Origin of the sequence: Nocardia sp. AB354 (genome assembly GCF_049538315.1) — a bacterium.
GTDB lineage: Bacteria > Actinomycetota > Actinomycetes > Mycobacteriales > Mycobacteriaceae > Nocardia > Nocardia nova.
Genome location: NZ_JBMVFU010000001.1, coordinates 529,464 through 555,170, shown reverse-complemented (window position 1 = coordinate 555,170; position 25,707 = coordinate 529,464). Strand labels below are relative to the sequence as shown.

The following is a 25,707-nucleotide window of genomic DNA, read 5'->3' as shown; positions in this document are numbered from 1 at the left end:
CGAATCGGCGTCTGTGCAGGTGAGTGCGGCGTGTCTCCGCCGAGTGCGGGTCGTGACCGCGGCGTTATCGCGTCGTTATGTGACGAAGGTCACACGTGTAATTGCCCGGCGTGTTGGGGAAACAGTCAGCGGGCGCGTCGCCCCGACCACAGCGCGAACGCGATCGCGAGCAGCAGGCCGAGCGGGGTCGCCGCCATCGCCACCAGATACAGCCACAGCGGCGGGTCGGCGTCGGTCAGGATCGGCGTGAGAAAAATGGCGACGATCGCGAGCACGCCGACCGCGAACAGGCCCACGGCCACACGCAACAGCACGTCGCTGGAGCCCCGGGGCGCGCGGGGCGAGGAGGAGTCCGGCATGGGTGCACCGTAAAACGGATGTGCTCGCCCTATCCCCACCGGGGTAGACTCGAACCAATCGCGTCCTGCATAGCTGTGTGGGGCGCGTTCTTTTCGCACAGAGATAGGTTCCGGCGTTTCGCCGGAACCTACGTCCGTGTCCGGGGTCGTTCGTGACCCCGCTGGATTCGGACGGACCGGACAACGATGACGAACGGGTGAGCGCAGTGCCGACCGGCAAGGTGAAGTGGTACGACGTCGACAAGGGCTTCGGCTTCCTTTCCCAGGATGAGGGTGAGGACGTCTACGTTCGGTCGTCCGCCTTGCCCAAGGGTGTCGAGGCGCTCAAGCCCGGCCAGCGCGTGGAGTTCGGAATGGCCGCCGGTCGCCGCGGCCCGCAGGCTCTGAGCCTGAAGCTGCTCGATCCGCTGCCCTCGGTGCGCAACGCGCAGGGTCGCAACGACCGGGTGCGCAAGGAAGCTCCGGCCCATCCGCGTAAGGCGCCCGACGACCTGCACGGGATGATCGAGGACATGATCACCCTGCTGGAGGCGACGGTGCAGCCGGAGCTGCGCAAGGGTAAGTACCCCGATCGCAAGACCGCGCAGCGCATCGCCGAGGTGGTGCGCGGGGTGGCCCGCGAACTCGATCACTGAGTTCGCGAGCGCCTGATTCGCGAGGAAACCGCGGTCACGCCGCCCTGATCGACCACGCCTGATACGGCGAGAACGCTTCGTTGCCGGCCTCGTCACGCACGAGCAGCAGCAGTTGCACCTCGACGCCGATCAGGCGCAGGTTCGGTTCGGGATGACTGTCCACCGTCACGGCCAGGGTGCCCTGCGGGTAGTCGCGGTAGGACGCCAGGTGCTGCACGGTCTTGCCCGGATTGTCGATCTGCTGGTACTCCAGCACCATCACCCAGGGCGCGTCGGCGATGTGCCGGGGGAGCGACAGCTGCACCGGATAGCCCAGCGGCGGATTCAGTTCCGCGGTGATCTCGGTGCGCTTACAGTCCGGGGAGACGCGGCCGTGCGGATCCGGTTCGCCGATCGTGCAGTACAGATAGGGCGGAACCGTGACGGTCTTGCCGTGCGCATAGGCGGTGACCGTGGGATCGGCCTCGTGCGCGTTGTGCACCGCCACCGCCACGATGCCGGCGACGGCCGCGGCGACGACCAGAACTGCCGCCAGGGCCAGCGCGAGGATCGTGCGGGTGCTGGGCTTGGTCACTGTGGCTGTTTTCCTGTCGCTAGGGGGACTTCCTGTTTGACGTGCTGCGGACGGTTACCGCCCAATCCGGGGAGCAGCGAATGCCCACGGTAGCTCACGAAGGTTTGCGCCAATCCGAGCGCCAGGACCGCGGTGACCACCGCGAAGCCCTCCCAGTACACGGTCGGCAGCAGCACGCCGCCGGCGCCGCCGACCACCCAGGACAGCTGGAGCACCGTTTCCGAGCGCCCGAATCCGGAGGCGATCGATTCCGGCGGCAGATCGTCCTGGATCGAGGCGTCCAGCGAGACCTTGGCCAGCGCGCTGGCACAGGCCGCCACCAGCGCCGCGACCGCGGCGCCGACCAGGTTGTCGAGCAGCATCGCGACGACGGCGACGGCGGTACACGCCGCGGTGCACTCCACCACGATCAGCGAGGGCCGGCCCAGTTTCAGCCGGGCGCCGGTCGCATTGCCGACGAAGTTGCCGATCGCCGCGGCCGCGCCGACCAGTCCGAGCATCGCGGCCTGCTGCACCGGGCGGTGTTCGGTCGATTTCGCGACGAAGGCCACATAGAAGGTGAGGAAGCCGGTCAGCACCCGGATCGCGCTGTTGCCCCACAGTCCGGTGACCACCGACCGGCCCAGCGGCTGCCGGCGCCGACCGGGTTTCACCGCGGACTTCTCACCGCGGTCCAGCACCTCGGTGCCGTTGCGGCTGTGGTAGCCGAGGGTCGCCGGCACCTCGCCCTCGGTGACCTCGACCCAGGACGGAATCCGCAGACTCAGATAGGCCCCGGCCGCCGCGATCAGCGCCGCGAACATCAGCGCGCCGACGGATCCGGCCACCGCGGCGACCGCTCCGGCCACCGCGCCCGCACCGAGCGTCCCGCCGACCAGGCCGAATACGGTGAGCCGGGAATTGGTGCGGACCAGATCGATACCGGGCGGCAGCACCCGTGGTGTCACCGCGCTCTTGAGGACCGCGAACGATTTACTCGAGATCATCATGCACAGCGCCAGCGGATACAGCGCCCAGCTGTCGAAATTGAAGATCAGCAGGATCGCGAAGACCACCCGGATCGCGAACGAGGTCGACAGCGCGAGTCTGCGCCCGCGTTGCAGCCGGTCCAGCAGCGGGCCGATCAGCGGCGCGATCACCGCGAACGGCGCGATCGTGATCAGCAGATACAGCGCCACTTTGGTCTTGGATTCCGCGGTCGCGCTGGCGAAGAACAGCGTATTGGCCAGCGCCACCGCGATCGCGGCGTCGAGGGCGAAGTTGGCCATGGTCGCGTAAACGAGTGCGGTGAGCCCGGATTCGCCCGCGCCGTCGGCTCGCGCCGCGCGCTGGAAGGTGTGGAAACCCTTCTCGGTGAGGTCCCTGGTGCGCATCGCCATCACGCGCGTCACCGTCATCTTGCGAGGGACACGTTGGCGTTCGGCGATTTTCGCGTCCTTGGGTCGGGGGCGCTCGGCTGCGCTCGGTGCCTCGGGGGCCTCGCCGGAGCGGTCGTCGCTGTGCGATCCGCGCGACGGAAGGGCCCGCGGTGGCTCACCCGTCGCCATGCGCCGGGTCACGAATTCGGGCACGTCCGGTTCACCGCCGCGGCGCGGCAGCGGAGGCAGGGGCGCGGACGACGGGGCGTGCGACGACGGGGTGTTCGGCGGCGGGTAACGGTCGTAGCCGGGATGCCGCCGGGTAGCGGGATACTCCTCGCCGTCCCACGGACCGGGTTCGGTGCCGGAGGGTTCGCGGGAGGCAGTCACATGTCGATTCTCTCGCACTCGGTCGGCGCGTGGACATCGGCCGGGCTGTGATCCGATGCGTGTCGGCCGCCGTCGTGGTGACCGCCGCGCTCACATCGGGACGAATCGGACCTCGAACATGGTCGGCCAGTACTTTCCGGTGATCAGGAAGTGGTCGGTGCCGGGGAGCTGGGCGATGCCGTTGAGGACGTCTGCTCCGGTGCGCTCGGTGGGGCGCAACAGGCCGCCGGCCTCGATCTCGGCGAGTACCGCGCCGCCGACCGGGTCGATGTGCAGGATCTGATCGGTCGGCCAGACGTTGGCGTAGATCGAACCGTCTGCGGCGCAATCGAGTTCGTTGAGCCGGGCGTCGTGATGGCTCGTGAGCCGGATCGTGCCGGTGGTCGCGAAGGTGGTCGGATCGCGGAAGGTGAGGGTGTCGCTGCCGTCGCTCATCACCAGGCGGTCGCCGCGGGTGCACAGGCCCCAGCCTTCGCCGTCGTAGTGGACGCGGCGGCGTTCGGTGAGCGTTCGCGGATCGCGGGCGAAGGCGGTCCCGTTCTTCCAGGTGAGTTGCCAGACGGTGTCCCCGGCGCGGGTGATGCCCTCGCCGAAGTAGGCATCGGAGAGTTTCGCGGTGGCGATCGGCGCGCCGGTGGTGAGGTCGGTCGCCCGCACTCCGGAGTCGCCTTCCATCCCGGTGCTCTCGTAGAGAACCGGGCCGTCGACCTCGAGCCCCTCGGTGAACGCGGTGCGGTCGTGCGGGCGGGTGGCGACCACCTCGACCCGCAGGCGCGGTGTGTTGTCGTCGCGCTCACAGGCCGCGGCGGACAGCATTGTGGACGCCGCGATCAGCACTGCTGCGGCCGCCGCACGGCGTTGGCATTTCATACGGCAAAATGTAGGACGTGAGCGCAGTGTCTGTTTCGGAGTCCGGTGTGCGACCGATCCTGGCGGGGGCGGTCGACCTGGCTCGCCGTGCGCTCCTGGAGTTGCAGCCCACGGGTGTGGGCGAACATCTGGGCGTCACCGGCGAGAACGAGTGTGCGGCGACCCATCACTTCGCGGCGACCCTTCCGGGGTACCGCGGCTGGCGGTGGGAGGTCGTGGTCGCGGCCGCGCCCGATGCCGAATACGCGACGGTAAGCGAATCCGCGCTGCTACCCGGGCCGGACGCACTGGTGGCGCCGGAATTCGTGCCGTGGGACCAGCGCATCCGCCCCGGCGATCTCGCGCCCGGCGATCTGCTCGCCCCGCGCGTCGACGATCCGCGCCTGGTGCCCGGATATCTGGAGACCGGCGACCCGGTGGTCGACGAGGTGTGTGAGGAGGTCGGCCTCGGCCGCCGCCAGGTCCTCAGCCGTGAGGGTCGCGTGGAGGCCGCCGAGCGCTGGTACTCCGAATTCGGCCCCGACACCGAGATGGCGCGTTCGGCCCCCGGAACGTGCGGAGTGTGCGGATTCTTCGTGCCCCTCGCCGGTGCGCTGCGTGCCGCCTTCGGCGTCTGCGCCAACGCGATGGGCGCCGACGGCCGGGTGGTCCACGTCGAATACGGCTGCGGCGCCCACTCCGACACCGAATTGCCCACCGGTGCCGGCTCCCCGCTCTACGAGGCCTACGACGATGCGGCGATCGAGGTCGTCCCGGCGGAGGAACTGAACGCGCGGGACGGGGCCGCCGAGGCCGCGGCGCCGTCGACCATCGCTCCGGAGGCGTCGACGGACCTCGCCGCGACGGAGCCCGATACGGCCGCCGCTGAAGACACCGCCGCCGAGAGCGCGCCGGAAGCCGTCGAGGGCGACGAGGCGTCGGCAGCCGGAAACAACCAACCTTCGGATGTAGCGGACAGTGCGGGCGACTCCGAACACGTCTCCACTGCCGTACCGGAAGCTGTTGCCGCCGAGGATGTTTCGAGCACCGTCGAATCGCAGTCGGACGCCGTGAACGACGTCTCCGCGACCGGCGCCAGCGGGGCCGCCCCCGAGGTGTCGACTGCCGATGCGGCCGCCCACAAGACGCCCGCGGCCGATGCCGCTCCGGAAACCTCTGCGGCCGAGGAACCTTCGAACGCAGCTGTCGCCGAGCCCGCCGAATCCGGTGCCGTTCCCGCTGCCGATACCGCTGAGGGTGCGCCTGCGGACCGCGCCGGCGCGGTCGATGGTGAGGCCGAGAGTCCCTCCGCGACCGGCGATTCGGAGGCCGCGGCCACGACGGGCGAGGTGGGCGCTGCCGCCGACCGCCCCGCCGCCGAAGCTGTCGCGAGCGCCGGCACCGAGACCGGCGGAAACGCGGCGGCCGGGGACGATGGCACCGGGCACGCAGGCGCGGAGGCCGACGCCGGGAGCGCGGACAACGCGGGAGAGGCCGCGCCGCACGGTGATTCCGGTGACGCGACTTCCGGTGTCACGCGTTACAGCGATGCCTGGGCGGTGTCCGCGGTGCGGGTGCAGCCGGGTGAGACCGGGGCGGCGGAGGAGAACTGACCAGCGCGAGCGGGGGAGCCGTAGGGGTGACACAGGATCCGTTCGGCACCGCGGACTTGCGTGCGGGAGTACTCACCGCATGGCGGAATTCGCCGACTCGGCTGCGCGAGGACGCCGCCACCGAGGCGGATCTGGTCCGGGCCGGATATCGCGATCGGCTGCTCACCGAGCTGGCGCAGAACGCCGCCGACGCCGCGGTCAAGGCCGGGGTCTCCGGCCGGGTGTCGGTACGGCTGCGCGGACGCGCCCTGCATATCGCCAATACGGGTGCCCCGCTGGATCTTTCCGGTGTGCACGCGCTGACGGCCCTGCGGGCGTCGGGCAAGACGGGTACTTCGGTCGGCCGGTTCGGTGTCGGGTTCACGGCGGTGCTCTCCGCCGGTGACGAGGTGGAATTTCGCTCGACCACCGGGTCTGTGCGATTCTCTCGTGCGCAGACTCTGATCGAACTGCGCGACAACGGTATCGACATCCCCGCCGGTGCCGACGGACCCGCCGTCCCGGTATTGCGCTTGGCCTGGTCGGTGGCGGTCGCCCCGGAAACCGGTTTCGACACCGAGATCGTGGTCTGGTTGCGCGAGGACGTCGACGCCGCGGAACTGCTCGCGGCCATGCGGGCCGAGGCGGTGGATCTGCTGCTGGAACTGCCGGGCCTGCATTCCATCCGGGTCGAGGACGACGAATCCTGGCGTGCGGTGGAGGATGCGGGCAACGGCCTGCAGCAGGTGAGCATCACCGCCCCGTCCGGCGAGGACTTCCGGTGGTGGCAGTACACCACCGCGCGGGCGCGCTGGCTGCTCCCGCTGCGTGACGGCCGGGCCGTTGCCGCGACCGCCGATGTGCTGCGGGCACCGACCCGCACCGACGAGGAACTCTCCCTGCCCGCCCTGGTGATCGCCGATATCGCCCTGCAACCGGATCGGCGCCGCCTGATGCCCGGCGCCCGGGTGGCCGAACTGGCCGAGGGCTATGCGGATTTCGCCCGCGCCCTGCCACCGCAGGACCGCCTGGTGCTGGTTCCGGCGCCCGGTTTCGCCCGCAGCGAGGCCGACGGTCTGCTGCGCGAGGCCCTGGTGAACGAGTTGCGCGAACATCCCTGGCTGCCGGTGCTCACCGATCTCCACAGTGCGCCCGCCGATGTCGACGCGGCGATCACGCCGCCGGATTTCGATGATGTGATGCGTACCGGTGTGGCGCCGCCGCCTGCCGACGTGGCCGGGCTGTCGACCACTGGCGGGCCGCGCCGCGCCGACGCGGCGCCCAATCGGGCCAGTGTATTCCTCGGCGTCACAACCGAACTGGCGGATCTGCTGGCAGGTCTGCTCGGCCCGCTGGTGATCCCGGAGCTGTCCGGACGCGCCTGCGCCGAACTGCTGGGCGTGCTGGACGTACATCGCATCGGCCTGGCTCGCGTGGCCGAGCTGACCGGAAGTGTGCAGCGACCGCCGCAGTGGTGGTATTCGCTCTACGACGCGCTGGAACCGTTCGTGACCGATCCGCTCGCGGCCGAGGAACTGGGCGCGCTGGCCGTGCCGCTCTCCGACGGCCGCCTGGTCACCGGCCCGCGCACGGTGGTGCTCGACGATCAGCTCGAGGAAGCGGTCGCGGTGCCGTGGGCGCGGCTGGTCCACCCGGAGGCCGCGCACGAACTGCTCGGCCGGCTCGGCGCGCAGCAGGCCGGGGTCGAGGATCTGCTGACCGATACCGCACTGCGCGCCGAACTGGACTATCGCTCCGACGACGAGGAACTGCGCGAGGCGGTGCTCGGCCTGGCCGGCCACCTGCCGCCGGACACCACCCTTCCGACCTGGCTCGGCGCCCTCGAATTGCCCGACGAGACCGGCGAATTGCGCCCGGCCGACGAACTTCTGCTCCCGGATGCCCCGCTGGCCGAGGTGCTGATCGCGGATTCTCCGTTCGGCACGCTCGACACCGCGATCGCGCAGCGGCATCCGGCGGCGGCCCTGCGCGCGATCGGCGTCGGCTGGGGTTTCACCGTCGTCACCGAAACCGATCCGACCGGTCCCGACCACGACCTCGACGACGAGGACCGCTGGTGGCAGGGGTTGCCGGAGGATCCGCCGGAGTTCGCCGCGGTCCGGGATCTGGATCTGGTCGCCGACGACGCCTGGCCGCGGGCACTGCGACTGCTGCTGGCCGAACCGGCCACCCGCCGTCTACTCGCCGACCGTGACGGCTACACCGCCTGGTGGTTGCGCCGCCACGCGCGGGTCGGCGATCGCCCACTCGGCGTGTATCAGGCCGGATCGGATCCGGTGTTCGCCGACCTGCTGCCCGAACTCCCGGGCTTCACGGCGGCCGATTCGGCAGCCCTCGACGCCGTGCTCGCCGACCCCGCGAACATCACCGCCGACTTGGCCGTGGCCCTGCTCGAGGCATTGGCCGATCCTGCGAAAAAGCCCACCCCGGAAGCGGTTTCGCAAACCCATCGCCGGCTCGCGGCGGCCGTGCAGCATCTGGATCTCGACGAGATCGGCGTGCCGGAGCGGGTGCGTGCGCTCTCCGGAGCGGTGATCGATCCGGATCGCGCGCTGGTTCTGGACCGGCCCTGGCTCGGTCTGGCGCTACCGGCGGATCGCCTGGTCGCCGGCGATATCGAGCATGCGGGCGAACTGGCCACGCTGCTCGACGTGGCCGCTGCCTCCGAGGCGGTACATGCCGAGGTGCTCGGCACTGGAAAACGCACAACCTGGGCGGACGAACCGCTGGGGGTGCTGTTGCGGCTGCAGTTCGGCCTGCCGCCGCTGGCGGGTGAGCTGGTCCTGCACGATCGGCTGGAGGTCCGGCTCACCGGCGCCTACGAGGCGACCGTGGGCGTTCCGTGGTGGCGCGCGGGCGACACCACCCACGTGCAGCGGCAGCCGAGTTCGTGATACGCGGCGCGGCTATTTCGCGTAGGTGGTGATCATTTCCGCGAGCACGTCGAGCTGGGTGCGGACCGCCGCGCTGTCGTCGTCGACGAGCCAGCGCAAAACGATTCCGTCGATGACGTTCAGGGTGAATCGGCTCAAGGTCTGAACCGGAATTCGCCATTCGGTTCCGGTGGCCACGCGCCCGTGCTCGAGCACATCGGCCACGGTGGCGTCGTTGAACAGATACTGTTCGCGCGCGATCGCGAGTTTCGCTGGGGTCTGCTCACTTTCACGCAGAGCGTAGGTGGTGGTTTCGTAGGTGAGCAGTTGCCGTTGCGGTGTGGATTCGATGTTCAGCCAGAGCAGTTCCAGGCTGGCGCGTACCAAATTTTGAAGGGATTCTTTTCCGCTTCCGACTTCCTGCCAGACCGTTTCATTGGTCTCGACGGAATCGCGCAATTCCATCGCCAATGCTTTGACCAGTTCGGTCATCAGCGCATCTTTGTTCTCGAAACAGTAATGCACCACACCGAGCGATACCCCGGCCGCCTGCGCGACATCGCGTGTAGTTACCCCGGCGACGCCCTTTTTCTCCGCGAGGCCGATGGCGGCCTCGATGAGGTGGGCTCGTCGTTCTTCGACGCTCAATCGGGAGGACACGGAAGCGAGTTAAGCCGCCAGGACGCGATGAGTCAATTCGCACACTGTAAAGTCGGCGCGCTCGGCGTGGCGCGGGCCGGCCGGGTGTCACAGCCCTTTCTGCGCGCCTTTGTCACCCCTGCGGGCGCCGCGGCGCTGAATCACGAAAATGCTGTAGCCGAGCAGTCCGACTCCCAGTCCCATCAAACAGATCGGCCGCGCGTCGGCCCAGCTGTCGTTGCACCAGACCACGACGGTCGCCACCAGCCACACCAGCGAGCCGACGGCCAGAACGGGACGCGGATCGGTCAGCCGCGGCGGGATCTCGGGCACCTCGGGGGTCACGAAGTCAACGATAGCGGCGGGAACGGCGGACCACATATGTGGTGTCACGTATCGTTTTGCTCTGTGACAACGCCATCCGATATCCGTGCGCTCGCCGGTGAACTGTCCCTGGCGGTCGTGCGGCTGACGCGCCATCTGCGCGGCCGTCGTGCCGAAGCGCAGATTTCGCTCACCCAACTGTCGGCTCTGGCGACCCTGGCCAGAGACGGGGCGATGACTCCCGGCGTACTCGCCGCCAAGGAACGGGTGCAGCCACCGTCGATGACCCGAGTGATCGCCTCGCTCTCGGAGTTGCAGCTGGTCAAGCGCGATCCGCATCCCACCGACGGCCGCCAGGTCATCGTCTCGCTCTCGGACGCCGGCAAGGCGCTGATCCAGGACGAGAACAACGCCCGCGAGGCCTGGATGTTCGATCAGCTGTCCGGCCTGACCCCCGATCAGCTGCGGGTGCTCGACGACGCGGTCGCGATCATGAAGCAGTTGGTCGCCGACTCGGAGTAGAACGTCCGGCGCTCAGGCCACGAAAGCGTGCTCGCTGGAGACGATTTCGCGCCCCAGCGGCATCAGCGAGACCGGGATGAGCTTCAGGTTCGCCCAGCCGAACGGAATCCCGATGATGGAGACGAACAGCGGAATGCTGGTGACCAGGTGCCCGATCGCCAGCCAGAACCCCGCGAAGATCACCCAGATGATGTTGCCGATCAGCGAGGGAGCCCCCGCGCCCGGCTTGGCCACCACCTCCCGGCCGAACGGCCACAGCACGTAGGCCCCGATCCGGAACGACGCGATCCCGAACGGGATGGTGATGATCAGGATGCAGCAGAGGATTCCGGCCAGAAAATAACCCACCGCCAGCCAGAACCCGGCGAAAATCAACCAGAGCACATTCAGTACGAACCGGATGAGGGTCACGTATCCAGCATGCCAGGGCGGTGCCGTACCCACCAGATGTGAACTGAGCGCGTGTGGACGAGCCGCTCAGAAGAACCAGCCGAGCACGGGTTCACGCTCGGCCCGGAAAGCGCGGTCCACATCCGCGACGATCCGGGAGCTCTTCGCACGCACTCGGTTCGCGACGGCGAAGGTGCGGGCGGAGTAGGCGCCGAGGTAGAGGCTGCCCAAGACGTCGATGCCGAGTTCGAGGTCGGGGGTGCGGGTGGTGGGTTCGCATTCGGCCCGCCCGTCGCGCACGCGCAGGGCGAAGGTGCCTCCGGCGTGGCGGAACGGGTCGTCCACGGCGACAACGACATCCAGATCCGTTTCGTAGTCGCGGGCGGACAGGGCGGCGGGGACGTCCATCGGCCGTGCCCACAGGCCGTCGTGACGGCTGACGGTGCGGACCAGGCGGAGGTCGGTGAGCAGGTGGGGCAGCGGGTCGTCGTCGCCGATGGTGGCGGTGACCGTGTCCACCAGGTCCAGACCGAGCAGGGCACGCCACAGCGCCGCATGCGCCTCGGCGGTGACCGCGCGCAGTTCCACCAGCTCGGCGGTGAGTCTGCGCGGCTCGGAGTTGTCGTAGCGGTAGAGCGCGTAGCCGTCGGGATGGGTGAGCGCGAACAGGGCGTCCTGGCCCCCGCTGCCGACCAGCTGGATCAACCACGCCGAATGCGGGCGCGCCTGGGCGCCGGGCACCAGCCGCCGCCAGCGGTCGTAGATGCCGGGCACCACGGTGATCGCATCGTCGAGCGAGCTCAGTGTCACGCCACCGGGATCGGGCGCGGTGGGCCGGAATTCGGCGAAGCGGCGGTCGATGGTGACGCGGTTCTCCACGACACACGGCCCGTACCCGAATCGTCCGTAGATGGTGGCGCGGCTGGCGGTGAAGATGGTCAGCGGCAGCCCCGCGGCCTCGGTACGCTCGTGCAGTTCGGTGTACATCGCGCGCAGAATGCCGCGACGGCGATGGGTCGGCGCCACCGCGACACCTGCCACGCCGCAGACCTCGACGGGATGCGGACCGGGCACCGTGAGCGTCATCGTGGTGTCCCGGGTGTGGCCGACGACGCGGTCGCCCTCCACGGCGACGAGCGCACGCTCGAGCGGGAACAGCTTCAGCCGCTGTGCGGTGACGACCGGATCCTCCCGGGGCGACGCGCCGAAAGCGTTCGACAACAGCAGCCCGATACCGGGGAGGTCGTCCTCGGTCGCGGGCCTGAGCGTGACCTCTGCTGCGATCGCCATACCTCGACCATCGCACGCCGGCAGGACCCTGCGCACCCGGATTTTCCCGACGGGCATACCAGGCTGTAACCGCAAGTACCGCTACCGCTCGAGTCGTACCGAATGCTGAACCTCCTCCGCGAGGGTGCACCCAGGGGGCCGAAACCTCGCCGAAGCGAAGCGAAGGCAGAAATTGCGAATCCGGGCCTGCCGTCCCCTCCGAGGCAGGCCCGGATTCCGGCGGCCCGGTGTCGCCTCCGCGCCACGACGATGATGGTGCCGGGCGGCGCTAGCGAGTCGCTCAACGTGCGCTTGTAAGGGGCTGCGAATTGCGGTGCCGCACAGTCTCTCCAGTGCGGAGCACGTGAAACCCTCTGCGGCGCACAGGCCCCCGATATGCACGAAGCCCGCCTCCCTCGGCAGGGGGCGGGCTTCGGATCAGCTACTTCAGCGACCGGCGATATCGCCGTAATCGCGCGCACCGTAGCCGGTGTAGATCTGGCGCGGGCGGCCGATCTTCAAAGGCTCGCTGTGCATTTCGCGCCAGTGCGCGATCCAGCCGGGCAGCCGGCCCATCGCGAACAGCACGGTGAACATGCGGGTCGGGAAGCCCATCGCCCGGTAGATGACGCCGGTGTAGAAGTCGACGTTCGGGTACAGGCGGCGATCGACGAAGTAGCTGTCGGTCAGCGCGGCCTCTTCCAGCGCCTTGGCGATATCGAGCAGCGGGTCCTGCACGCCCAGCTTGCCGAGGATCTGGTCGGCGGTCTTCTTGACGATCGTCGCGCGCGGGTCGTAGTTGCGGTAGACGCGGTGTCCGAAGCCCATGAGCTTCACCCCGTCTTCCTTGTTCTTGACCTTGCGGATGAAGTCCTTGACCGCGGCATCGACGGTGCCGCCGTTGATATTCGCCTTGATGTCGTCCAGCATCTCCAGCACGGCCTGGTTGGCGCCGCCGTGCAGGGGACCCCACAGCGCGTTGATGCCGCCGGATACCGAGGTGAACAGGTTGGCGTCGGAGGAACCGACCAGGCGCACGGTCGAGGTGGAGCAGTTCTGCTCGTGGTCGGCGTGCAGGATCAGCAGCATGTCCAGCGCGGCGGCGACCTCGGGGTCGACCTCGTAGGGCTCGGCCGGGAAGCCGAAGGTCATGCGCAGGAAGTTCTCCACCAGGCTCAGCGAGTTGTCCGGGTAGAGGAACGGCTGGCCGACCGACTTCTTGTAGGAGTAGGCCGCGATGGTGGGCAGCTTGGCCAGCAGGCGGATGGTCGACAGCTCGACCTGCTCGGGATCGCGCGGGTCCAGCGAGTCCTGGTAGTAGGCCGAAAGCGCGTTGACCGCCGAGGACAGCACCGGCATCGGGTGCGCGTTGCGCGGGAAGCCGTCGAAGAAGCGCTTGAGGTCCTCGTGCAGCAGCGTGTGGCGGCGGATCCGGTCGGTGAAGTCTTCCAGCTGTGCCTGGGTCGGCAGCTCGCCGTAGATGAGCAGGTAGCTGACCTCGATGAAGTTCGAGCTCGCGGCGAGCTGCTCGATCGGGTAGCCGCGGTAGCGCAGGATGCCGGCCTCACCGTCGATGTAGGTGATCGCCGACTTGGTGGGCGCGGTGTTGGTGAAGCCCGGGTCGTAGGTGACGTACCCGGTGCTGGCCAGCAGCTTGCCCAGATCGATTCCGTCGTTGCCCTCGACGGCCTGGGCGACAGTCATGGCGTATTCGCCGCCAGGGTAGGAAAGTACCGGCTTGGCGTCGCCTGCGCCGTTGGCGTCCGAAGGCGTTTGCGCGACTTTGATGTTCTCAGCGGGCACGGAAGGATCCCTCTCAGGCTAGAACCGTAGGCGACGGGCGCGGTCGGCGTCCGGCGCACTTACCTCAACGCTAGCCGCTCACCGGTAGCGTCGATCCGTGAGGGTCGTCATCTGCTACCTCACGGTCACATGTGAGCGATGTGAGCTCGCGGGCCCGATCGTGCTAGGGGCTCGCGCGGGTGCTCACGAGTGCTGTTCGGCCGGAATCTCGGCGTGGACGCGGGGAACGCGGTAGCGGACGAAGGCGGGGAAGACGGCCGCGGCGATCAGCACGCCGATCACCACCAGGACCCCACCACCGGCCGCCGCCACGGCAGTACCCATGGCCGCGGCCGTGAAACCGTGGGCAACATCACCGATCCGGGGCCCACCTGCGACGACCACGGTGAACACGCCCTGCAGCCGCCCGCGCATGTCGTCGGTGGCCACCTCCTGCAACATGCTGGTCCGCAGCGCCGCGGAGAACATGTCGACCGCACCGCCGAAGGCCAAGCACGCCAAGGCGATCCACAGGCCGACCCCGATGCTCAACCGGTGGCCGGTCGCGCCGACGGCGAGTCCGAAGCCGATCATCGCCGCACCCCACAGCGCGATGCACACCACCACGGCCATGCCCTGGCGCCGTACGTGGCCGAGCCACCCGGAGAACACGCCGCCGGCGACCGCACCGGCCGACATCGCGGCGAAGAGCAGGCCCAGGGCCACACCGCCGGTCACCGGATCGCCGAAGGTGTCGTGCGCCATCTGCGGGAACAGAGCGCGCGGCATGCCGAAGACCATCGCGATGATGTCGACGGCGAAGGAGGCCAGCAGGATCGGCTGGGTGGACAGGTAGCTGAAACCCTCGACGACGGTGCCCAATCCGGCCTTCCGGGCGACTCCGGTCGGCGGGACGGCGGGCAGTCGCCACACCGCCCACAGCGTGGCCAGCAGGGCGACCGAGTCGATCAGATACAGCATCGACAGTCCGGTCACCGGAATCAGCGCACCCGCGAGCACCGGCCCGGCGATGGCGCCGAACTGCATCACGGTCATGTTCAGCGAGTTGGCCGCCGGCAACAGGTCACCCGGCAGCAGTCGCGGAATGATGGCCGCGCGGGTCGGCTGATTCATCGCGAAGAAGGCCTGCTGCACCGAGAAGAGCCCGAGCACCAGCCAGACGTTGTTCACCCCGGCGGCGGCCTGCAACCAGAACGCCACGGAGGTCAGCCCGGTGCCGACGCTGGTGATCAGCAGGAGGGTGCGCCGGTCCATGACGTCGGCGACCGCCCCGCCCCACAGGCCGAAGACGATCAGCGGCACCAGGCCGAAGACGCCGGCCAGCCCGACATATCCGGAGCTGCCGGTGATTTGGTAGATCTGCTGCGGAACCGCGACCACCGAGAGCTGGGCTCCGATGACGGTGACGATATTGGTGACCCACAGCCGCCGGAAATCGATGTCGCGCAGCGGTGCGACATCGGCGAGCACTTTCACCATGGCCGAGCTTTCACCATGGCACGGCGCCGGTCCGCGTGGACGACGCGGCCGGCGGTCGTCTTCGAGAAATCATCCCATGAATATAGCCGGTAGCGGCCGATCCGCGACTCGGGCATATCACCCGTCGTGGCGGGGATTCCGGGTCAGGGTTGCAGGCGTTCGATGCGGGCCGAGCCCATCGCGGCCGGTCCGTCCGGCAGCGTCACCCGAATGCGGTTGTGCAACCGGCTGCGCCGGCCCTGCCAGAATTCGATCTGTTCCGGACGCAGGATGTAGCCGCCCCAATTGGCCGGGACCGGAATCTGTTCCACGCCGTCGAAACGGGCCGTGACGTCGGCCAATGCCCGATCCAGATCCTCCCGCGAGGCCACCGGGCGGGATTGGTGCGAGGCCCATGCCCCCAGTTGCGAATTGCGCGGACGCGAGCGCCAGTACGCCGTGGTCACCTCCGAGGAGACCTGGTCCACCCGGCCGCGCAGCGTCACCTGCCGGCCCACCTTCGGCCAGGCGAAGGTGGCCGACGCATACGGCACCGCGTGGAGTTGATCACCCTTCGCGGAGTCGTAATTCGTGTAGAAAGTCACACCCTCGGCGGACACTCCCTTGCACAGGACCGTGCGCGACGCGGGACGCGGGCCGGCGTCGGTGAGCTCGACCGTCGCCAGCACCATGGCATTGGGTTCGGTGATGCCGGCGTTGGTGGCGAGCTCGATCCAGTTGCGCAGCAACGGTTCCCAGCCGTCGGCCGGCCAGCTCTCGGTCAGGTCCGGATCGCCGCCGTATTCGGCCCGCATCGCGGCGATGTCGACATCGACGCGCGGGACGGCGCCGAAGCGATCCGGCAAAGTCGATGAATTCGCGGTCGCAAGACCCGTTTCGCCCCCCGCTGAGCCCGGTGAATTCTGCTCCTCGCGCATGGTCCAAACGTTACTCCCCAGTACTGGGGGGATAAGGTTGCAGGTGATCGGCCGGAGTGGCATACGGCCGCACAGCACCGGCCCGGCCGAGCCGGGAAAGCACCACCCGGCCGAGCCGGGAAAGCACCATCGCGTGGCCGCCCACAGATCGTGCGGCCCGATTTGCAAGGAGAGTCACAACATGACTACCAGCGCTGCGGCTCCTACTGGTCCGGCCGTCCCCCCCGATTTCGTCAGTGGCCTGGAAGGCGTGGTGGCGTTCACCACCGATATCGCCGAGCCCGACAAGGACGGCGGCGCGCTGCGCTACCGGGGTGTCGACATCGAGGACCTGGTCGGTAACCACGTCACCTTCGGTGACGTCTGGGCGCTGCTGGTCGACGGCCGCTTCGGACAGGGACTGCCGCCCGCCGAGCCGTTCCCGCTGCCGGTGCACACCGGCGATGTGCGCGTCGACGTGCAGGCCGGTCTGGCGATGCTCGCCCCGATCTGGGGCTACCAGCCGCTGCTGGACATCGACGACGCCACCGCCCGCGAGAACCTCGCGCGCGCGTCGGTGATGGCCCTGTCCTATGTCGCGCAGTCCGCGCGCGGCATCTACCAGCCGGCCGTGCCGCAGAAGGAGATCGACGAGGCGAGCACGATCACCGAACGCTTCATGAAGCGGTGGAAGGGTGACCCGGATCCGCGCCACGTCGAGGCCATCGACGCCTACTGGGTGTCGGCCGCCGAGCACGGTATGAACGCCTCCACGTTCACCGCGCGCGTCATCGCCTCGACCGGCGCCGACGTGGCCGCCAGCCTGTCCGGCGCGATCGGCGCCATGTCCGGCCCGCTGCACGGCGGCGCCCCCGCGCGGGTGCTGCCGATGATCGAAGAGGTCGAAAAGACCGGCGACGCACGCGCTCTGGTGAAGGGCATCCTCGATCGCAAGGAGAAGCTCATGGGCTTCGGCCACCGGGTCTACCGGGCCGAGGACCCGCGCGCCCGGGTGCTGCGTGCCACCGCGAAGCGGCTGGACGCGCCGCGCTACGAGGTCGCCGCGGCGCTCGAGCAGGCCGCGCTGGCCGAACTGCGCGAGCGTCGCCCCGATCGCGCCATCGAGACCAACGTCGAGTTCTGGGCCGCGGTGATCCTGGACTTCGCCGAGGTGCCCGCGCACATGATGCCGGCGATGTTCACCTGTGGCCGCACCGCGGGCTGGTGCGCGCACATCCTCGAACAGAAGCAGCTGGGCAAGCTGGTGCGCCCGGCCGCGATCTACACCGGACCGGCGCCGCGCAGCGCGGAATCCGTACCGGGATGGGAGACCGTCGTCCGGTAGTCCGGGCCCGTCGCCGTTCGAGCGCCTTCGCAGTTTTCGCTGCGGAGGCGCTCGTCGCTTCTCTGCCGTAGCATCTGCTCGCGTGGTTGGAGCAGAACTGTCGCGACGTCGGCTTCTGGCAGTGGGCGCGGCGGTAGCCGCGGGTTTCGCCGCCTCGGGATGCGCTACGGCCGAAGGGAATTCGCCGGTCAAGACGATCATCTCCACGGCGCCGCCCGCACCGGCCCGCACATCGGTTCCGTCGGTGGCGAGTCCGGCATCGGCGTCGCTACCGGCACAGCCGGATCCGGCGGCCGTGGCCGCGCGCTATGCCGGTCGGCAGCCCGCCGGATGGGGAATGGACCTGCCCGGCATCATCACCTCGATCCCCGCGCAGGGTAAGCAGATGGCGCTGACCTTCGATGCCTGTGGCGGGCCGGACAACGACGAGATCAACACCGAGTTGATGAATTACCTCGTCGCCCACAACATTCCGGCGACGCTGTTTCTCAACAAGCGCTGGATCGATGCCGACCCGGGCAGGGCCGAGCAGCTGGCCGCCAATCCGCTGTTCGAACTCGCCAACCACGGCACTCGGCACTGTCCGCTCTCGGTCACCGGCCACGCCGCCTACGGCATCGCCGGCACCTCGTCCCCGCAGCAGGCGATCGACGAGGTGTGGGGCAATCACGAGCGGCTCACCCGGCTGCTCGGACATCCGCCGCGGTTCTTCCGCGCGGGCACCGCACACTACGACGACGTGTCGGTCGCGATCGTGCGGGATCTGGGGGAGACGCCGGTCGGTTTCAGCATCAACGCCGATGCCGGGGCGACCTTCACGGCCGCGCAGGTGCGCACCGCGATGTCGGCGGCACAGCCCGGGTCGATCTCGATCGCCCATATGCACCGCCCGAAGTCGGGTACCGCCGAGGGGATGTCGGTGGTGTTGCCGGTATTGCGTTCGCGCGGTTTCGAATTCGTCAAACTGCCCTGAGCGGGCCTTTCGAACCGGATTCAGAGTTCGGCCGAGGCCTCCCAGTCCACCGCCACCGACTCGCCGCGATCCACGGCGAAGAACGCGACCTCGAGATGCCGGCCCAGATCGACCAGTTCGATAGCCGGCAACGGCACCGGCTGCACGATCCGTACGCGCCACGGCCGCGGTTCGTCCCAGGCGCGCAGTTCCAGATCCAGCCGTAGCACCGGATCGTCGCGACCCGAGTAGTCGGCGGCGATCGGCGTGGCCGCCAGCACCGTCGCGTCGGCGCGGCGGCCCGCGGACAGAATCTTCGCGATGCTCACCCGCGTCGCCTCCGCGACGCCGGGCACGTACAGCACCAGTCGCTCGCGATCACCCGGATCGACGCGGCAGCCGATCACGTCGCCCGGTTGCATCGACTCCCGCTCGGCGTCGCTCACTCGTTGCCGCATCCGGGTCTCGTACGGCGGTACGCCGTCGAGTTGGATGCGGACCCAGAAGCGACAGCCGGGTTCGACCCGGTCCGCGGCATCCGCCCGCTTCCGCAGGCCGTCGAGGCGGGAGGCCGCGGAGGCGGAAGTGCGGCAGGGGCGGACCCCGAGAATCGTCGCCGTTCCCGGCAGGCCGCGCAGCAGCAACTCGTGCCGTGCTCCCTCGGAGAGCATGCCGGTACGCAGCATGTTCCCGGCCCGCTCGAGCCGTGTGGCCAGGCGTGCGCGCAGACCGTAGCGGCCACTGGCGGACCGGGCCGATCCGGCTGCGCCGGCCGAGGGGACCGCGGTCGATCCGGGTGCCGCGGATGCGGCGGAGATGCCCGTCGAGTCCGGTATCTCCCGCCCTGCCATACTCATTGCCCAACGGTAACGGTCCGCCGGGCGCCGACATGGTGATACGGACATATGCGCGGTTTCGGCGAGCCTGTCGCATCCGTCCGCGCAACCCCGACCCACCCACGCGCGAGACCCACATCACGCTCTAGGCTTGAGCCCATGACCGCTGCCTTTCCGAGCATCCCCGACGATCTGAAGCCCGCCGACGGACGGTTCGGCTGCGGCCCGTCCAAGGTCCGTCCCGAACAGCTGCGCTCCCTCGTCGAGGTCGGCGCCGCCGTGATGGGCACCAGCCACCGTCAGAAGCCGGTCAAGGACGTCGTCGCGCGCGTCCGCACGGGCCTGCGCGAGCTGTTCTCGCTGCCCGAGGGCTACGAGGTCGTGCTCGGCAACGGCGGCACCACCGCGTTCTGGGACGCCGCGGCCTTCGGCCTGATCCGGGACCGTTCGCTGCACCTGACCTACGGTGAGTTCTCCTCGAAATTCGCCGCGGTGGCCAAGCGCAACCCGTTCATCGGCGATCCGATCGTGGTGTCCTCGGACCCGGGCACCGCGCCCGAGCCGGTCTCCGACCCGGTCGCCGATGTGATCGCGTGGGCGCACAACGAGACCTCCACCGGTGTGGCGGTTCCGGTGCAGCGGCCCGCCGGCTCGGACAACGCGCTCATCGCCATCGACGCCACCTCCGGCGCGGGCGGTCTGCCGGTGAATATCGCCGACGCCGATGTGTACTACTTCGCGCCGCAGAAATGCTTCGCCTCCGACGGTGGCCTGTGGGTCGCGCTGATGAGCCCGAAGGCTCTGGAGCGAGTCTCCGAAATCAAGGATTCGGGTCGTTACACTCCCGAATTCCTCTCGCTGCCGATCGCGATCGACAACAGCACCAAGGATCAGACCTACAACACCCCGGCGCTGGCCACGCTGCTGTTGTTCGCCGATCAGATCGAGTGGATGAACAACAACGGCGGTCTGGACTGGACCGTCAAGCGGACCCTCGATTCCTCGTCGCGGCTGTATTCCTGGGCCGAGTCCAGCGAATTCGCCACGCCGTTCGTCGCGGAGCCGGCGCACCGCTCGCAGGTGGTCGGCACCATCGACTTCGACCCGTCGGTGGATGCGGCGCAGGTCGCAAAGGTGTTGCGCGCCAACGGCATCGTCGACACCGAGCCCTACCGCAAGCTGGGCCGCAACCAGCTGCGCGTCGGCATGTTCCCGGCGATCGACCCCGAGGACGTGTCGCAGCTGACCCGCTGCATCGACTGGGTGGTGCAGCAGATCAGCGCCTGATCACGACAGCGCTCGGATAAAAGCTCGCGAAAGTCGCGGAATTTCGTCACCGAAATCCGCGGCTTTCGCGTTTACGCTGTTGTGGTGCGCGCCAACCGAAATCGTGCCGGAAGTTTGCCAGGGCGTGGGCCGGTGAGCGTGGAAACAGAGCAGATTAGTCGTCCCCGGTACCGCGGCGGTAGATTTCAGGCCGCGTGTCTTGCCACACGAATCTCAGAAGTGCACTACTGTTCCAGAACGTGGGCGGTGTCGCGAGCTAGTTGGTGCTCGGCGCAGCTGTGATCGACGCAGCGATAAGGAGGTAACGGTGCGTGAACTTCGAGTGATCGGATTGACGCCCGATTCCGCGCACATCGTGTGCGTCGATGCCGAGACCGGGCAGAAGTACCGGCTCGCCGCCGACGAGAAGCTGCGTGCCGCCGCGCGTGGAGACCTTGCCCGATTCGGCCAGATCGAGATCGAAACGGAGGCGACCATGCGTCCTCGCGATATCCAGGCTCGGATCCGTGCCGGTGCGTCGGTGGAGCAGGTCACCGAGGAGTCCGGCATGCCGGCCAGCCGGGTGGAGCGTTTCGCCTACCCCGTGCTGCTCGAGCGTGCGCGCGCGGCAGAGCTGGCGCAGAAGGCGCATCCGGTGCGCAAGGACGGTCCGGCGGTGGAGACGCTGATCGAGATCGTCTCGGCCGCCTTCGCCGAGCGTGGGCACAACATCGATATCGCCGAATGGGACGCCTGGAAGGACGAGAAGAACTACTGGGTCGCCCAATTGCAGTGGCAGGCGGGCCGTTCGGTGATCGCCGCGCACTGGCGTTACCAGCCGGACGCGCACGGCGGCTCGGTGGTGCCACTCGACGATCCGGCCTCGGACCTGATCGATCCCGATTTCGGTCGCGCCCTGCGCGGCCTGGCCACCATCCTGCCGGAGCCGACCCCCGAGCCCGCGCCGGTGGTGGAACCGGTGCCGGCCGGGCCCGTCCAGACCACCGCGGTGGCCGAGACCGGCCAGGCCGGTCTCGACGAGTACTTCGAACAGCGGGCCGCCGTGGGCGGCACCGCGGTTCCGGTCAGTGCCAAGAGCACCGTGGCGGCGAATCCGTCGAGCACGACGCCCGCGGCCACCACCCCGGCGCTGCCGGCGGCACCGGCCGCCGCCGCACCGACCGCCCCGGCCGAGCCGTCCGAACCCGCCGCTCCCACCGCGGATCCGGAGCCTGCCGCCCCCGCGGAGCCGGAGCCGGAGCCGGCGCCGGCGGCGAAGTCCCCTGCGGCAGCGAGCGCCAAGCCGGAAGCCGCCAAGCCCGCCGCGCAGAAGCAGGCCCGGGCCAAGCGGGGTAAGGCGCCGATGCCGTCCTGGGAGGATGTGCTGCTCGGCGTCCGTAGCTCCGGGCACTGAGCCCTCCGGGCGCCGAATCCGCGGCCGGGCATCGAATCCCGGGCAACCACGTCGAATTCGCGGCGGAGGCCACCGGTCTCCGCCGCGAAGTTCGGGTGGCGGTTCGCTGCTTACCCTCGTTCGGGCGTGTCGCCGCCGGAATGTGTGAAACGGGGGTTGACACGCGCGGCAGAAGTCAGAAGCGCCGATGTTTCCGCTGTTGGGGGAGTAGATTTTTCGTATGCGCCCGATTTCGTCGAGCGCGCAGCGAGCAGGCCGCGGCGGCGGATGTGCTTCGGCTCCGGTGTTTGCTCGGGAGTAACCACGCTTACCCGTCCGAGCTCGGGAGGTGTCGCAGGTGCCATCCACAGCCTCGTCGATCTGGTACGTCGACGACCCCGACCCGGCGGCGGTCCTGCGCTCACACCCCGATCCCGATCCGGAGGCCGCCCTCGCCCTGGCCAAACAGCTCAATCCCGGCCACGATGTGGTGCCCGCCGCCTCCGGCACCCTGAAGGTCTGGGCCGGGCCGGATCCCGGCTCGATGTACATCGGCTGCTATCCGGGGGTCACCGTGGTCTGCACCGTGCAGGCGGCGCGCAGCCATCCGACCCGGCTGCCGGAACTGCTGATCCGGCCGCTGGCCTCCGAGCACACCTACCTGGTGTCCTACGACGTCCCACTGGGCTGGGGTGCGTTCGCGCATTGGGAGCGCGGGGAATTCCGTCGCGCCTTCAGCGCCACGCGGGTGAACATCGTCGAGGACGAAGGGCTGCCGCTGGTGTGGGAGCGGTCGTACTGGGCCGGCGACCATCCGGTCCGGCTGCGGCCCGGTGATTTTCCCGATCCCCAGATCCTTCCGTTCGACCCGCCGGAATTCGCCGACGCCGCGAACGAGGAGTGGCTCGGATTCCGTTATCGGGCGGGGTCTTCCGACGAGGCCCTGCATCCGGATCGGATCGAGGTGTGTGGCTTCAGCCTCTACCCCGCGGGGCAGGCGCCCGCACCGGCGACGCGGGCGACGTCGGTGACGATTCCGGCGAGTAAGCGCTGGTTCGGCTGGTTGCGTGGCCGCGACCGCGTGTTGTGATCGCGAAATCCGTCGAGGCTTCAGGACGCGAGGCGTCAGGACGCGGCATCGATCAGTAGAACGACCCAGCCGATCAGTACCCCGGCGCCGAGTCCGGCGAGCACCCAGCGGGTGACCGGGGTGTAGCGCCAGCGCCACGCGGTCGGTGCGGTCCCGGCGACGGCGATCACGTTCACCGCCACCGCGAGCGTCCAATGAACATGTGCCAGTGCGACACCGAACGAATACACCCCGGCGGCGGTCAGCGCGGCGACGAAGACCGACACCGCGATACCCGCCGCCCACGGCGTGGGTTCGCTGTCCGGGCGGCCGAGCGGTCGATTCACGATGTCCGCACCCTTTCGTAGAAGGCCATCGCGGCCGCGGTCGCGACATTGAGCGAATCCGTGCCGGGGGTCATCGGAATCCGGGCGCGGATATCGGTGGCGCGCATCGCCGCCTCGGTCAGGCCGGGGCCTTCGGCGCCGAGCAGCAGTGCCACCCGGTCGCCGGTCATCGCGGTCGCCAGATTCACCGCCTCGGGATTCGGCGTCAGCGCGATGATCCGAAAACCCAGCTCGCGCAGGGTGTGCAGGCCGTCGGGCCAGGTCGGCAGCGAGGCGAAGGGCACCCGCAGCGCGTGACCCATCGATACCCGCACCGCGCGCCGATACAGCGGATCGGCGCAGCGGTCGCCGAACAACACCGCGTCGGCGCCGAGTCCGGCCGCATTGCGGAAGATCGAGCCGATGTTCTCGTGATCGTTGACGCCCTCGAGCACCGCGACCGTGCGCGCGGTCCGCAAGATCTCCTCGGGCAGCAATTCCGGCGGGCGGTAGGCGGCGGCAAGTACGCCGCGATTGAGATGAAATCCGACGATTTCGGCCATCACCTCGGCGCCGACGCGGTAGTAAGGGATGTCCACACCGGCGAGGTCGGGGGCGAGCTGATCGAAGCGGCGGCCCACCCCGAGCAGGGCGAACGGCTGGAAACGCGAGGCCAGCATGCGCTGCACGACCACCACGCCCTCGGCCACGACCAGGCCTTTTCCGCCCGGGAGGTCGGGACGCCGGTCGGCCGAGTTGAGGTCGCGGAAGTCGGCGACCCGAGGGTCGCCGGGGTCGACGATATCGATCACGTGGGCCACGGCAACCTATCCTGCACCCTGGCTCCGAATTCGGCCGATCCAACTGTCGTGTGGAACACGGTTTGGCAAGCAACGCTATGGTGAACTCTTTATTGGTTTAGCCGCAGAACGATTTATCCATCGCAACGGAAGAGGACGCATGACCAAGCCGGAAGTCGAGTTCCAGGAAGGCCCCGCGCCCACCACGCTGGAAGTGCACGATCTGGTCGAGGGCGAGGGCGCCGAGGCCGTACCCGGCGGCACCGTCGAGGTGCACTACGTGGGCGTCACCTACGACACCGGCGAGGAATTCGATTCGTCCTGGAACCGTGGCGAATCCATCACCTTCCCGCTGCGCGGCCTGATCCAGGGCTGGCAGGAAGGTATTCCGGGGATGAAGGTCGGCGGCCGCCGCCAGCTGACCATCCCGCCGGAGCTGGCCTACGGTCCCGAGGGCTCGGGCCACCCGCTGTCGGGCAAGACGCTGATCTTCGTCATCGATCTGCTGAACGTCGTCGAGTAGTACGCCGGTCACTGCCGGACGATCTCGACCGGATCGGACAGATTCGTCGCCAGGACGGACTGCTGGGATGTGCTGTGCGCCGGTAACGCGGTAAGGGCCTTGCCGGTTTGATCGGTCAGATTCGTCGATATCTGCTGCATCTGGGTGACCCCGCCGGTCACCGCCTGCAGCGCACCCTGCAGTTGCGCGGTCGCCTGATCGGCGAGCTGCGGAATCTGTCCGGCCAGGGCGGCGCCTTGGTCCAGCTGGGCCGCGGCGGAGGTCAGCCGGTTCGCGGCATCGCGCAGGATGGTGCCGAGACCGGTGTTCGGATCGGTACTGCTACCGGTCAGCCGGGCCACGCCCGCCAGCTGGGTATCGGTCTGGCCGGCGATCGAGCGCAGCGCCTCCAGCTTTCCGACGATTTCGGTGACCTGGGGATCCGCCGCGAACGGCAGCGCGCGCAGCAGCGGCAGCACCTGGTCGAGTCCGCTGCTCATCGCCTTCGCACCGGAGCTGATCTGCCCGATGGTCAGCCCGGTGGCATCGAAGGCGCCGGCCATGTTCTCGGCCTGATTCGTCGCCTGACCCAGGGTGTCGTGTACCTGGCCGAGCTGCGAAGTCAGCGTGGCCGCACCGGATTTCGCGGAATCCAGGAAGCCCAGCATCTGCTGGGCGCCGCCGGTGAACTGTCCGGCGGCGTCGGAGGCCGTCCGCACGCCCGCGTCGAGCAGCTGAGAGGTGAAGGCGGCCTGCTGCATCGAACCGCGCGCGTTCGCGACCGCGGCCAGGGTTTGATCCACGCCCGCGGCCGCGATTCGCCGCGTCACCGCCGCGACCGCATCGTCGACCGCGGTGGTGTCCGCGTGCTCGTCGGCGGCCACGGTCAGCTGCGCCCGATGCGGCTGCGCCGTGGCGAGGGTGCCCAGCGACGCACTGAGGTCGGCGGGCAGGGTGATCACCGCGGCGTGGCCGGCGGTGCGCGCGCCGGGTTCGGCCACGGTCCAGGTGTCGCTCTCGGCTTGGAGTGCCTTGACGATGCGGGCCCCGGCGGGACCGGTATCCGCGTTGACGATCGCGATATCGGTCGGCGCGGCGCCACCGTGGGTGGCGGCGATCACCCCACCCGTCACCGCACCGGCGACCACCAGGGTCACCACACCGAGCACTGTCCAGCGAAAACGTCTACCTGCCACGCCGTTCGACGGTAGCGGCGGTGAATGCGCAAGTACTGGCGGATATCTG

General features: G+C 69.0%; 25 protein-coding genes. 10 read left to right on the top strand and 15 right to left on the bottom strand.

Annotated features, from left to right (window positions below; all coding sequences use genetic code 11):
• Positions 1–125 precede the first annotated feature (125 nt).
• Positions 126–359 carry a hypothetical protein gene (locus ACPCUW_RS02420; protein WP_030513265.1) on the bottom strand — a complete coding sequence of 78 codons (234 nt, stop codon included), beginning with the start codon at positions 357–359 and terminating at the stop codon, positions 126–128.
• A 206-nt stretch (positions 360–565) separates the two neighbouring features.
• Between ACPCUW_RS02420 and ACPCUW_RS02415 the strand changes: the two genes are divergently transcribed.
• Positions 566–994 (top strand): cold-shock protein, encoded by a 429-nt coding sequence (locus ACPCUW_RS02415; protein WP_174553987.1) that lies wholly within the window; start codon positions 566–568, stop codon positions 992–994.
• A 34-nt stretch (positions 995–1,028) separates the two neighbouring features.
• On the opposite strand, the gene ACPCUW_RS02410 is transcribed toward ACPCUW_RS02415, so the two are convergent.
• The 3 genes from ACPCUW_RS02410 to ACPCUW_RS02400 all read right to left on the bottom strand — a co-directional run bounded on the left by ACPCUW_RS02410 (position 1,029) and on the right by ACPCUW_RS02400 (position 4,186).
• A complete protein-coding gene (locus ACPCUW_RS02410) occupies positions 1,029–1,568 on the bottom strand; it encodes a DUF2771 domain-containing protein (RefSeq protein WP_104394214.1) in 540 nt (179 codons plus the stop codon).
• Positions 1,565–3,316, bottom strand: coding sequence for an MFS transporter (locus tag ACPCUW_RS02405; protein WP_423423525.1), 1,752 nt, complete (start codon positions 3,314–3,316; stop codon positions 1,565–1,567). The genes ACPCUW_RS02410 and ACPCUW_RS02405 overlap by 4 nt, the downstream gene beginning before the upstream one ends.
• A 90-nt stretch (positions 3,317–3,406) precedes the next feature.
• Positions 3,407–4,186 (bottom strand): glutaminyl-peptide cyclotransferase, encoded by a 780-nt coding sequence (locus ACPCUW_RS02400; protein ID WP_305779438.1) that lies wholly within the window; start codon positions 4,184–4,186, stop codon positions 3,407–3,409.
• A 17-nt stretch (positions 4,187–4,203) separates the two neighbouring features.
• On the opposite strand from ACPCUW_RS02400, the gene ACPCUW_RS02395 reads away from it, so the two are divergent.
• Both ACPCUW_RS02395 and ACPCUW_RS02390 read left to right on the top strand, forming a co-directional pair.
• Complete coding sequence (locus ACPCUW_RS02395; protein WP_423423524.1) at positions 4,204–5,778, top strand: DUF3027 domain-containing protein; 1,575 nt, start codon at positions 4,204–4,206, stop codon at positions 5,776–5,778.
• A gap of 26 nt (positions 5,779–5,804) precedes the next feature.
• On the top strand, positions 5,805–8,672 hold the full coding sequence (locus ACPCUW_RS02390) for a sacsin N-terminal ATP-binding-like domain-containing protein (protein WP_423423523.1): 2,868 nt from the start codon (positions 5,805–5,807) through the stop codon (positions 8,670–8,672).
• Between the two features lie 12 nt (positions 8,673–8,684).
• On the opposite strand, the gene ACPCUW_RS02385 is transcribed toward ACPCUW_RS02390, so the two are convergent.
• Both ACPCUW_RS02385 and ACPCUW_RS02380 read right to left on the bottom strand, forming a co-directional pair.
• Positions 8,685–9,311, bottom strand: coding sequence for a TetR/AcrR family transcriptional regulator (locus ACPCUW_RS02385; RefSeq protein ID WP_030513272.1), 627 nt, complete (start codon positions 9,309–9,311; stop codon positions 8,685–8,687).
• Positions 9,312–9,398: 87 nt separating this feature from the next.
• Complete coding sequence (locus ACPCUW_RS02380) at positions 9,399–9,635, bottom strand: DUF2530 domain-containing protein (RefSeq protein ID WP_030513273.1); 237 nt, start codon at positions 9,633–9,635, stop codon at positions 9,399–9,401.
• A gap of 36 nt (positions 9,636–9,671) precedes the next feature.
• Between ACPCUW_RS02380 and ACPCUW_RS02375 the strand changes: the two genes are divergently transcribed.
• Positions 9,672–10,136, top strand: coding sequence for a MarR family winged helix-turn-helix transcriptional regulator (locus ACPCUW_RS02375; protein ID WP_051755246.1), 465 nt, complete (start codon positions 9,672–9,674; stop codon positions 10,134–10,136).
• A gap of 12 nt (positions 10,137–10,148) precedes the next feature.
• Here the strand turns inward: ACPCUW_RS02375 and ACPCUW_RS02370 are convergent, their stop codons facing one another.
• The 5 genes from ACPCUW_RS02370 to pdxH form a co-directional block, all read right to left on the bottom strand.
• Positions 10,149–10,538 (bottom strand): YccF domain-containing protein, encoded by a 390-nt coding sequence (locus ACPCUW_RS02370; RefSeq protein ID WP_169812471.1) that lies wholly within the window; start codon positions 10,536–10,538, stop codon positions 10,149–10,151.
• A gap of 75 nt (positions 10,539–10,613) precedes the next feature.
• A complete protein-coding gene (locus ACPCUW_RS02365) occupies positions 10,614–11,816 on the bottom strand; it encodes a GNAT family N-acetyltransferase (RefSeq protein ID WP_423423522.1) in 1,203 nt (400 codons plus the stop codon).
• 426 nt (positions 11,817–12,242) lie between these two features.
• On the bottom strand, positions 12,243–13,598 hold the full coding sequence (locus ACPCUW_RS02360; RefSeq protein WP_081879230.1) for a citrate synthase: 1,356 nt from the start codon (positions 13,596–13,598) through the stop codon (positions 12,243–12,245).
• 183 nt (positions 13,599–13,781) lie between these two features.
• On the bottom strand, positions 13,782–15,077 hold the full coding sequence (locus ACPCUW_RS02355) for an MFS transporter (protein WP_063018345.1): 1,296 nt from the start codon (positions 15,075–15,077) through the stop codon (positions 13,782–13,784).
• A gap of 143 nt (positions 15,078–15,220) precedes the next feature.
• Positions 15,221–15,871 (bottom strand): pyridoxamine 5'-phosphate oxidase, encoded by a 651-nt coding sequence (pdxH, locus tag ACPCUW_RS02350; protein WP_423423547.1) that lies wholly within the window; start codon positions 15,869–15,871, stop codon positions 15,221–15,223.
• Positions 15,872–16,175: 304 nt separating this feature from the next.
• On the opposite strand from pdxH, the gene ACPCUW_RS02345 reads away from it, so the two are divergent.
• Positions 16,176–17,318, top strand: a complete 1,143-nt coding sequence (locus tag ACPCUW_RS02345) for a citrate synthase 2 (RefSeq protein WP_063018347.1) — start codon at positions 16,176–16,178, stop codon at positions 17,316–17,318.
• Between the two features lie 82 nt (positions 17,319–17,400).
• Positions 17,401–18,291: a polysaccharide deacetylase family protein gene (locus ACPCUW_RS02340; RefSeq protein WP_227463038.1), complete on the top strand. Its 891-nt coding sequence runs from the start codon at positions 17,401–17,403 to the stop codon at positions 18,289–18,291.
• A gap of 20 nt (positions 18,292–18,311) precedes the next feature.
• On the opposite strand, the gene ACPCUW_RS02335 is transcribed toward ACPCUW_RS02340, so the two are convergent.
• Positions 18,312–19,127: a hypothetical protein gene (locus ACPCUW_RS02335; protein ID WP_423423521.1), complete on the bottom strand. Its 816-nt coding sequence runs from the start codon at positions 19,125–19,127 to the stop codon at positions 18,312–18,314.
• A 138-nt stretch (positions 19,128–19,265) separates the two neighbouring features.
• Here ACPCUW_RS02335 and serC point away from each other — a divergent pair, with 138 nt between their 5' ends.
• From serC to ACPCUW_RS02320, 3 genes are all read left to right on the top strand, one after another.
• Positions 19,266–20,393, top strand: a complete 1,128-nt coding sequence (serC, locus tag ACPCUW_RS02330) for a phosphoserine transaminase (RefSeq protein ID WP_063030739.1) — start codon at positions 19,266–19,268, stop codon at positions 20,391–20,393.
• A gap of 307 nt (positions 20,394–20,700) precedes the next feature.
• Entirely contained in the window at positions 20,701–21,786 is a 1,086-nt protein-coding gene (sepH, locus tag ACPCUW_RS02325; RefSeq protein WP_423423520.1) for a septation protein SepH, read from the top strand.
• A 337-nt stretch (positions 21,787–22,123) separates the two neighbouring features.
• Positions 22,124–22,855 carry a DUF6928 family protein gene (locus ACPCUW_RS02320; protein ID WP_063910927.1) on the top strand — a complete coding sequence of 244 codons (732 nt, stop codon included), beginning with the start codon at positions 22,124–22,126 and terminating at the stop codon, positions 22,853–22,855.
• A gap of 35 nt (positions 22,856–22,890) precedes the next feature.
• Here ACPCUW_RS02320 and ACPCUW_RS02315 read toward each other — a convergent pair whose 3' ends face one another.
• A complete protein-coding gene (locus ACPCUW_RS02315; protein WP_030513286.1) occupies positions 22,891–23,181 on the bottom strand; it encodes a DUF2537 domain-containing protein in 291 nt (96 codons plus the stop codon).
• On the bottom strand, positions 23,178–23,981 hold the full coding sequence (locus ACPCUW_RS02310) for a TrmH family RNA methyltransferase (protein WP_064907655.1): 804 nt from the start codon (positions 23,979–23,981) through the stop codon (positions 23,178–23,180). Before ACPCUW_RS02310 ends, ACPCUW_RS02315 begins: the two co-directional genes overlap by 4 nt.
• A 139-nt stretch (positions 23,982–24,120) precedes the next feature.
• On the opposite strand from ACPCUW_RS02310, the gene ACPCUW_RS02305 reads away from it, so the two are divergent.
• Entirely contained in the window at positions 24,121–24,483 is a 363-nt protein-coding gene (locus ACPCUW_RS02305) for an FKBP-type peptidyl-prolyl cis-trans isomerase (protein ID WP_030513288.1), read from the top strand.
• Positions 24,484–24,491: 8 nt separating this feature from the next.
• Here the strand turns inward: ACPCUW_RS02305 and ACPCUW_RS02300 are convergent, their stop codons facing one another.
• The gene (locus ACPCUW_RS02300) at positions 24,492–25,658 is read right to left on the bottom strand and encodes a hypothetical protein (RefSeq protein WP_423423519.1); all 1,167 of its coding nucleotides are present in this window, start codon (positions 25,656–25,658) and stop codon (positions 24,492–24,494) included.
• Positions 25,659–25,707 lie beyond the last annotated feature (49 nt).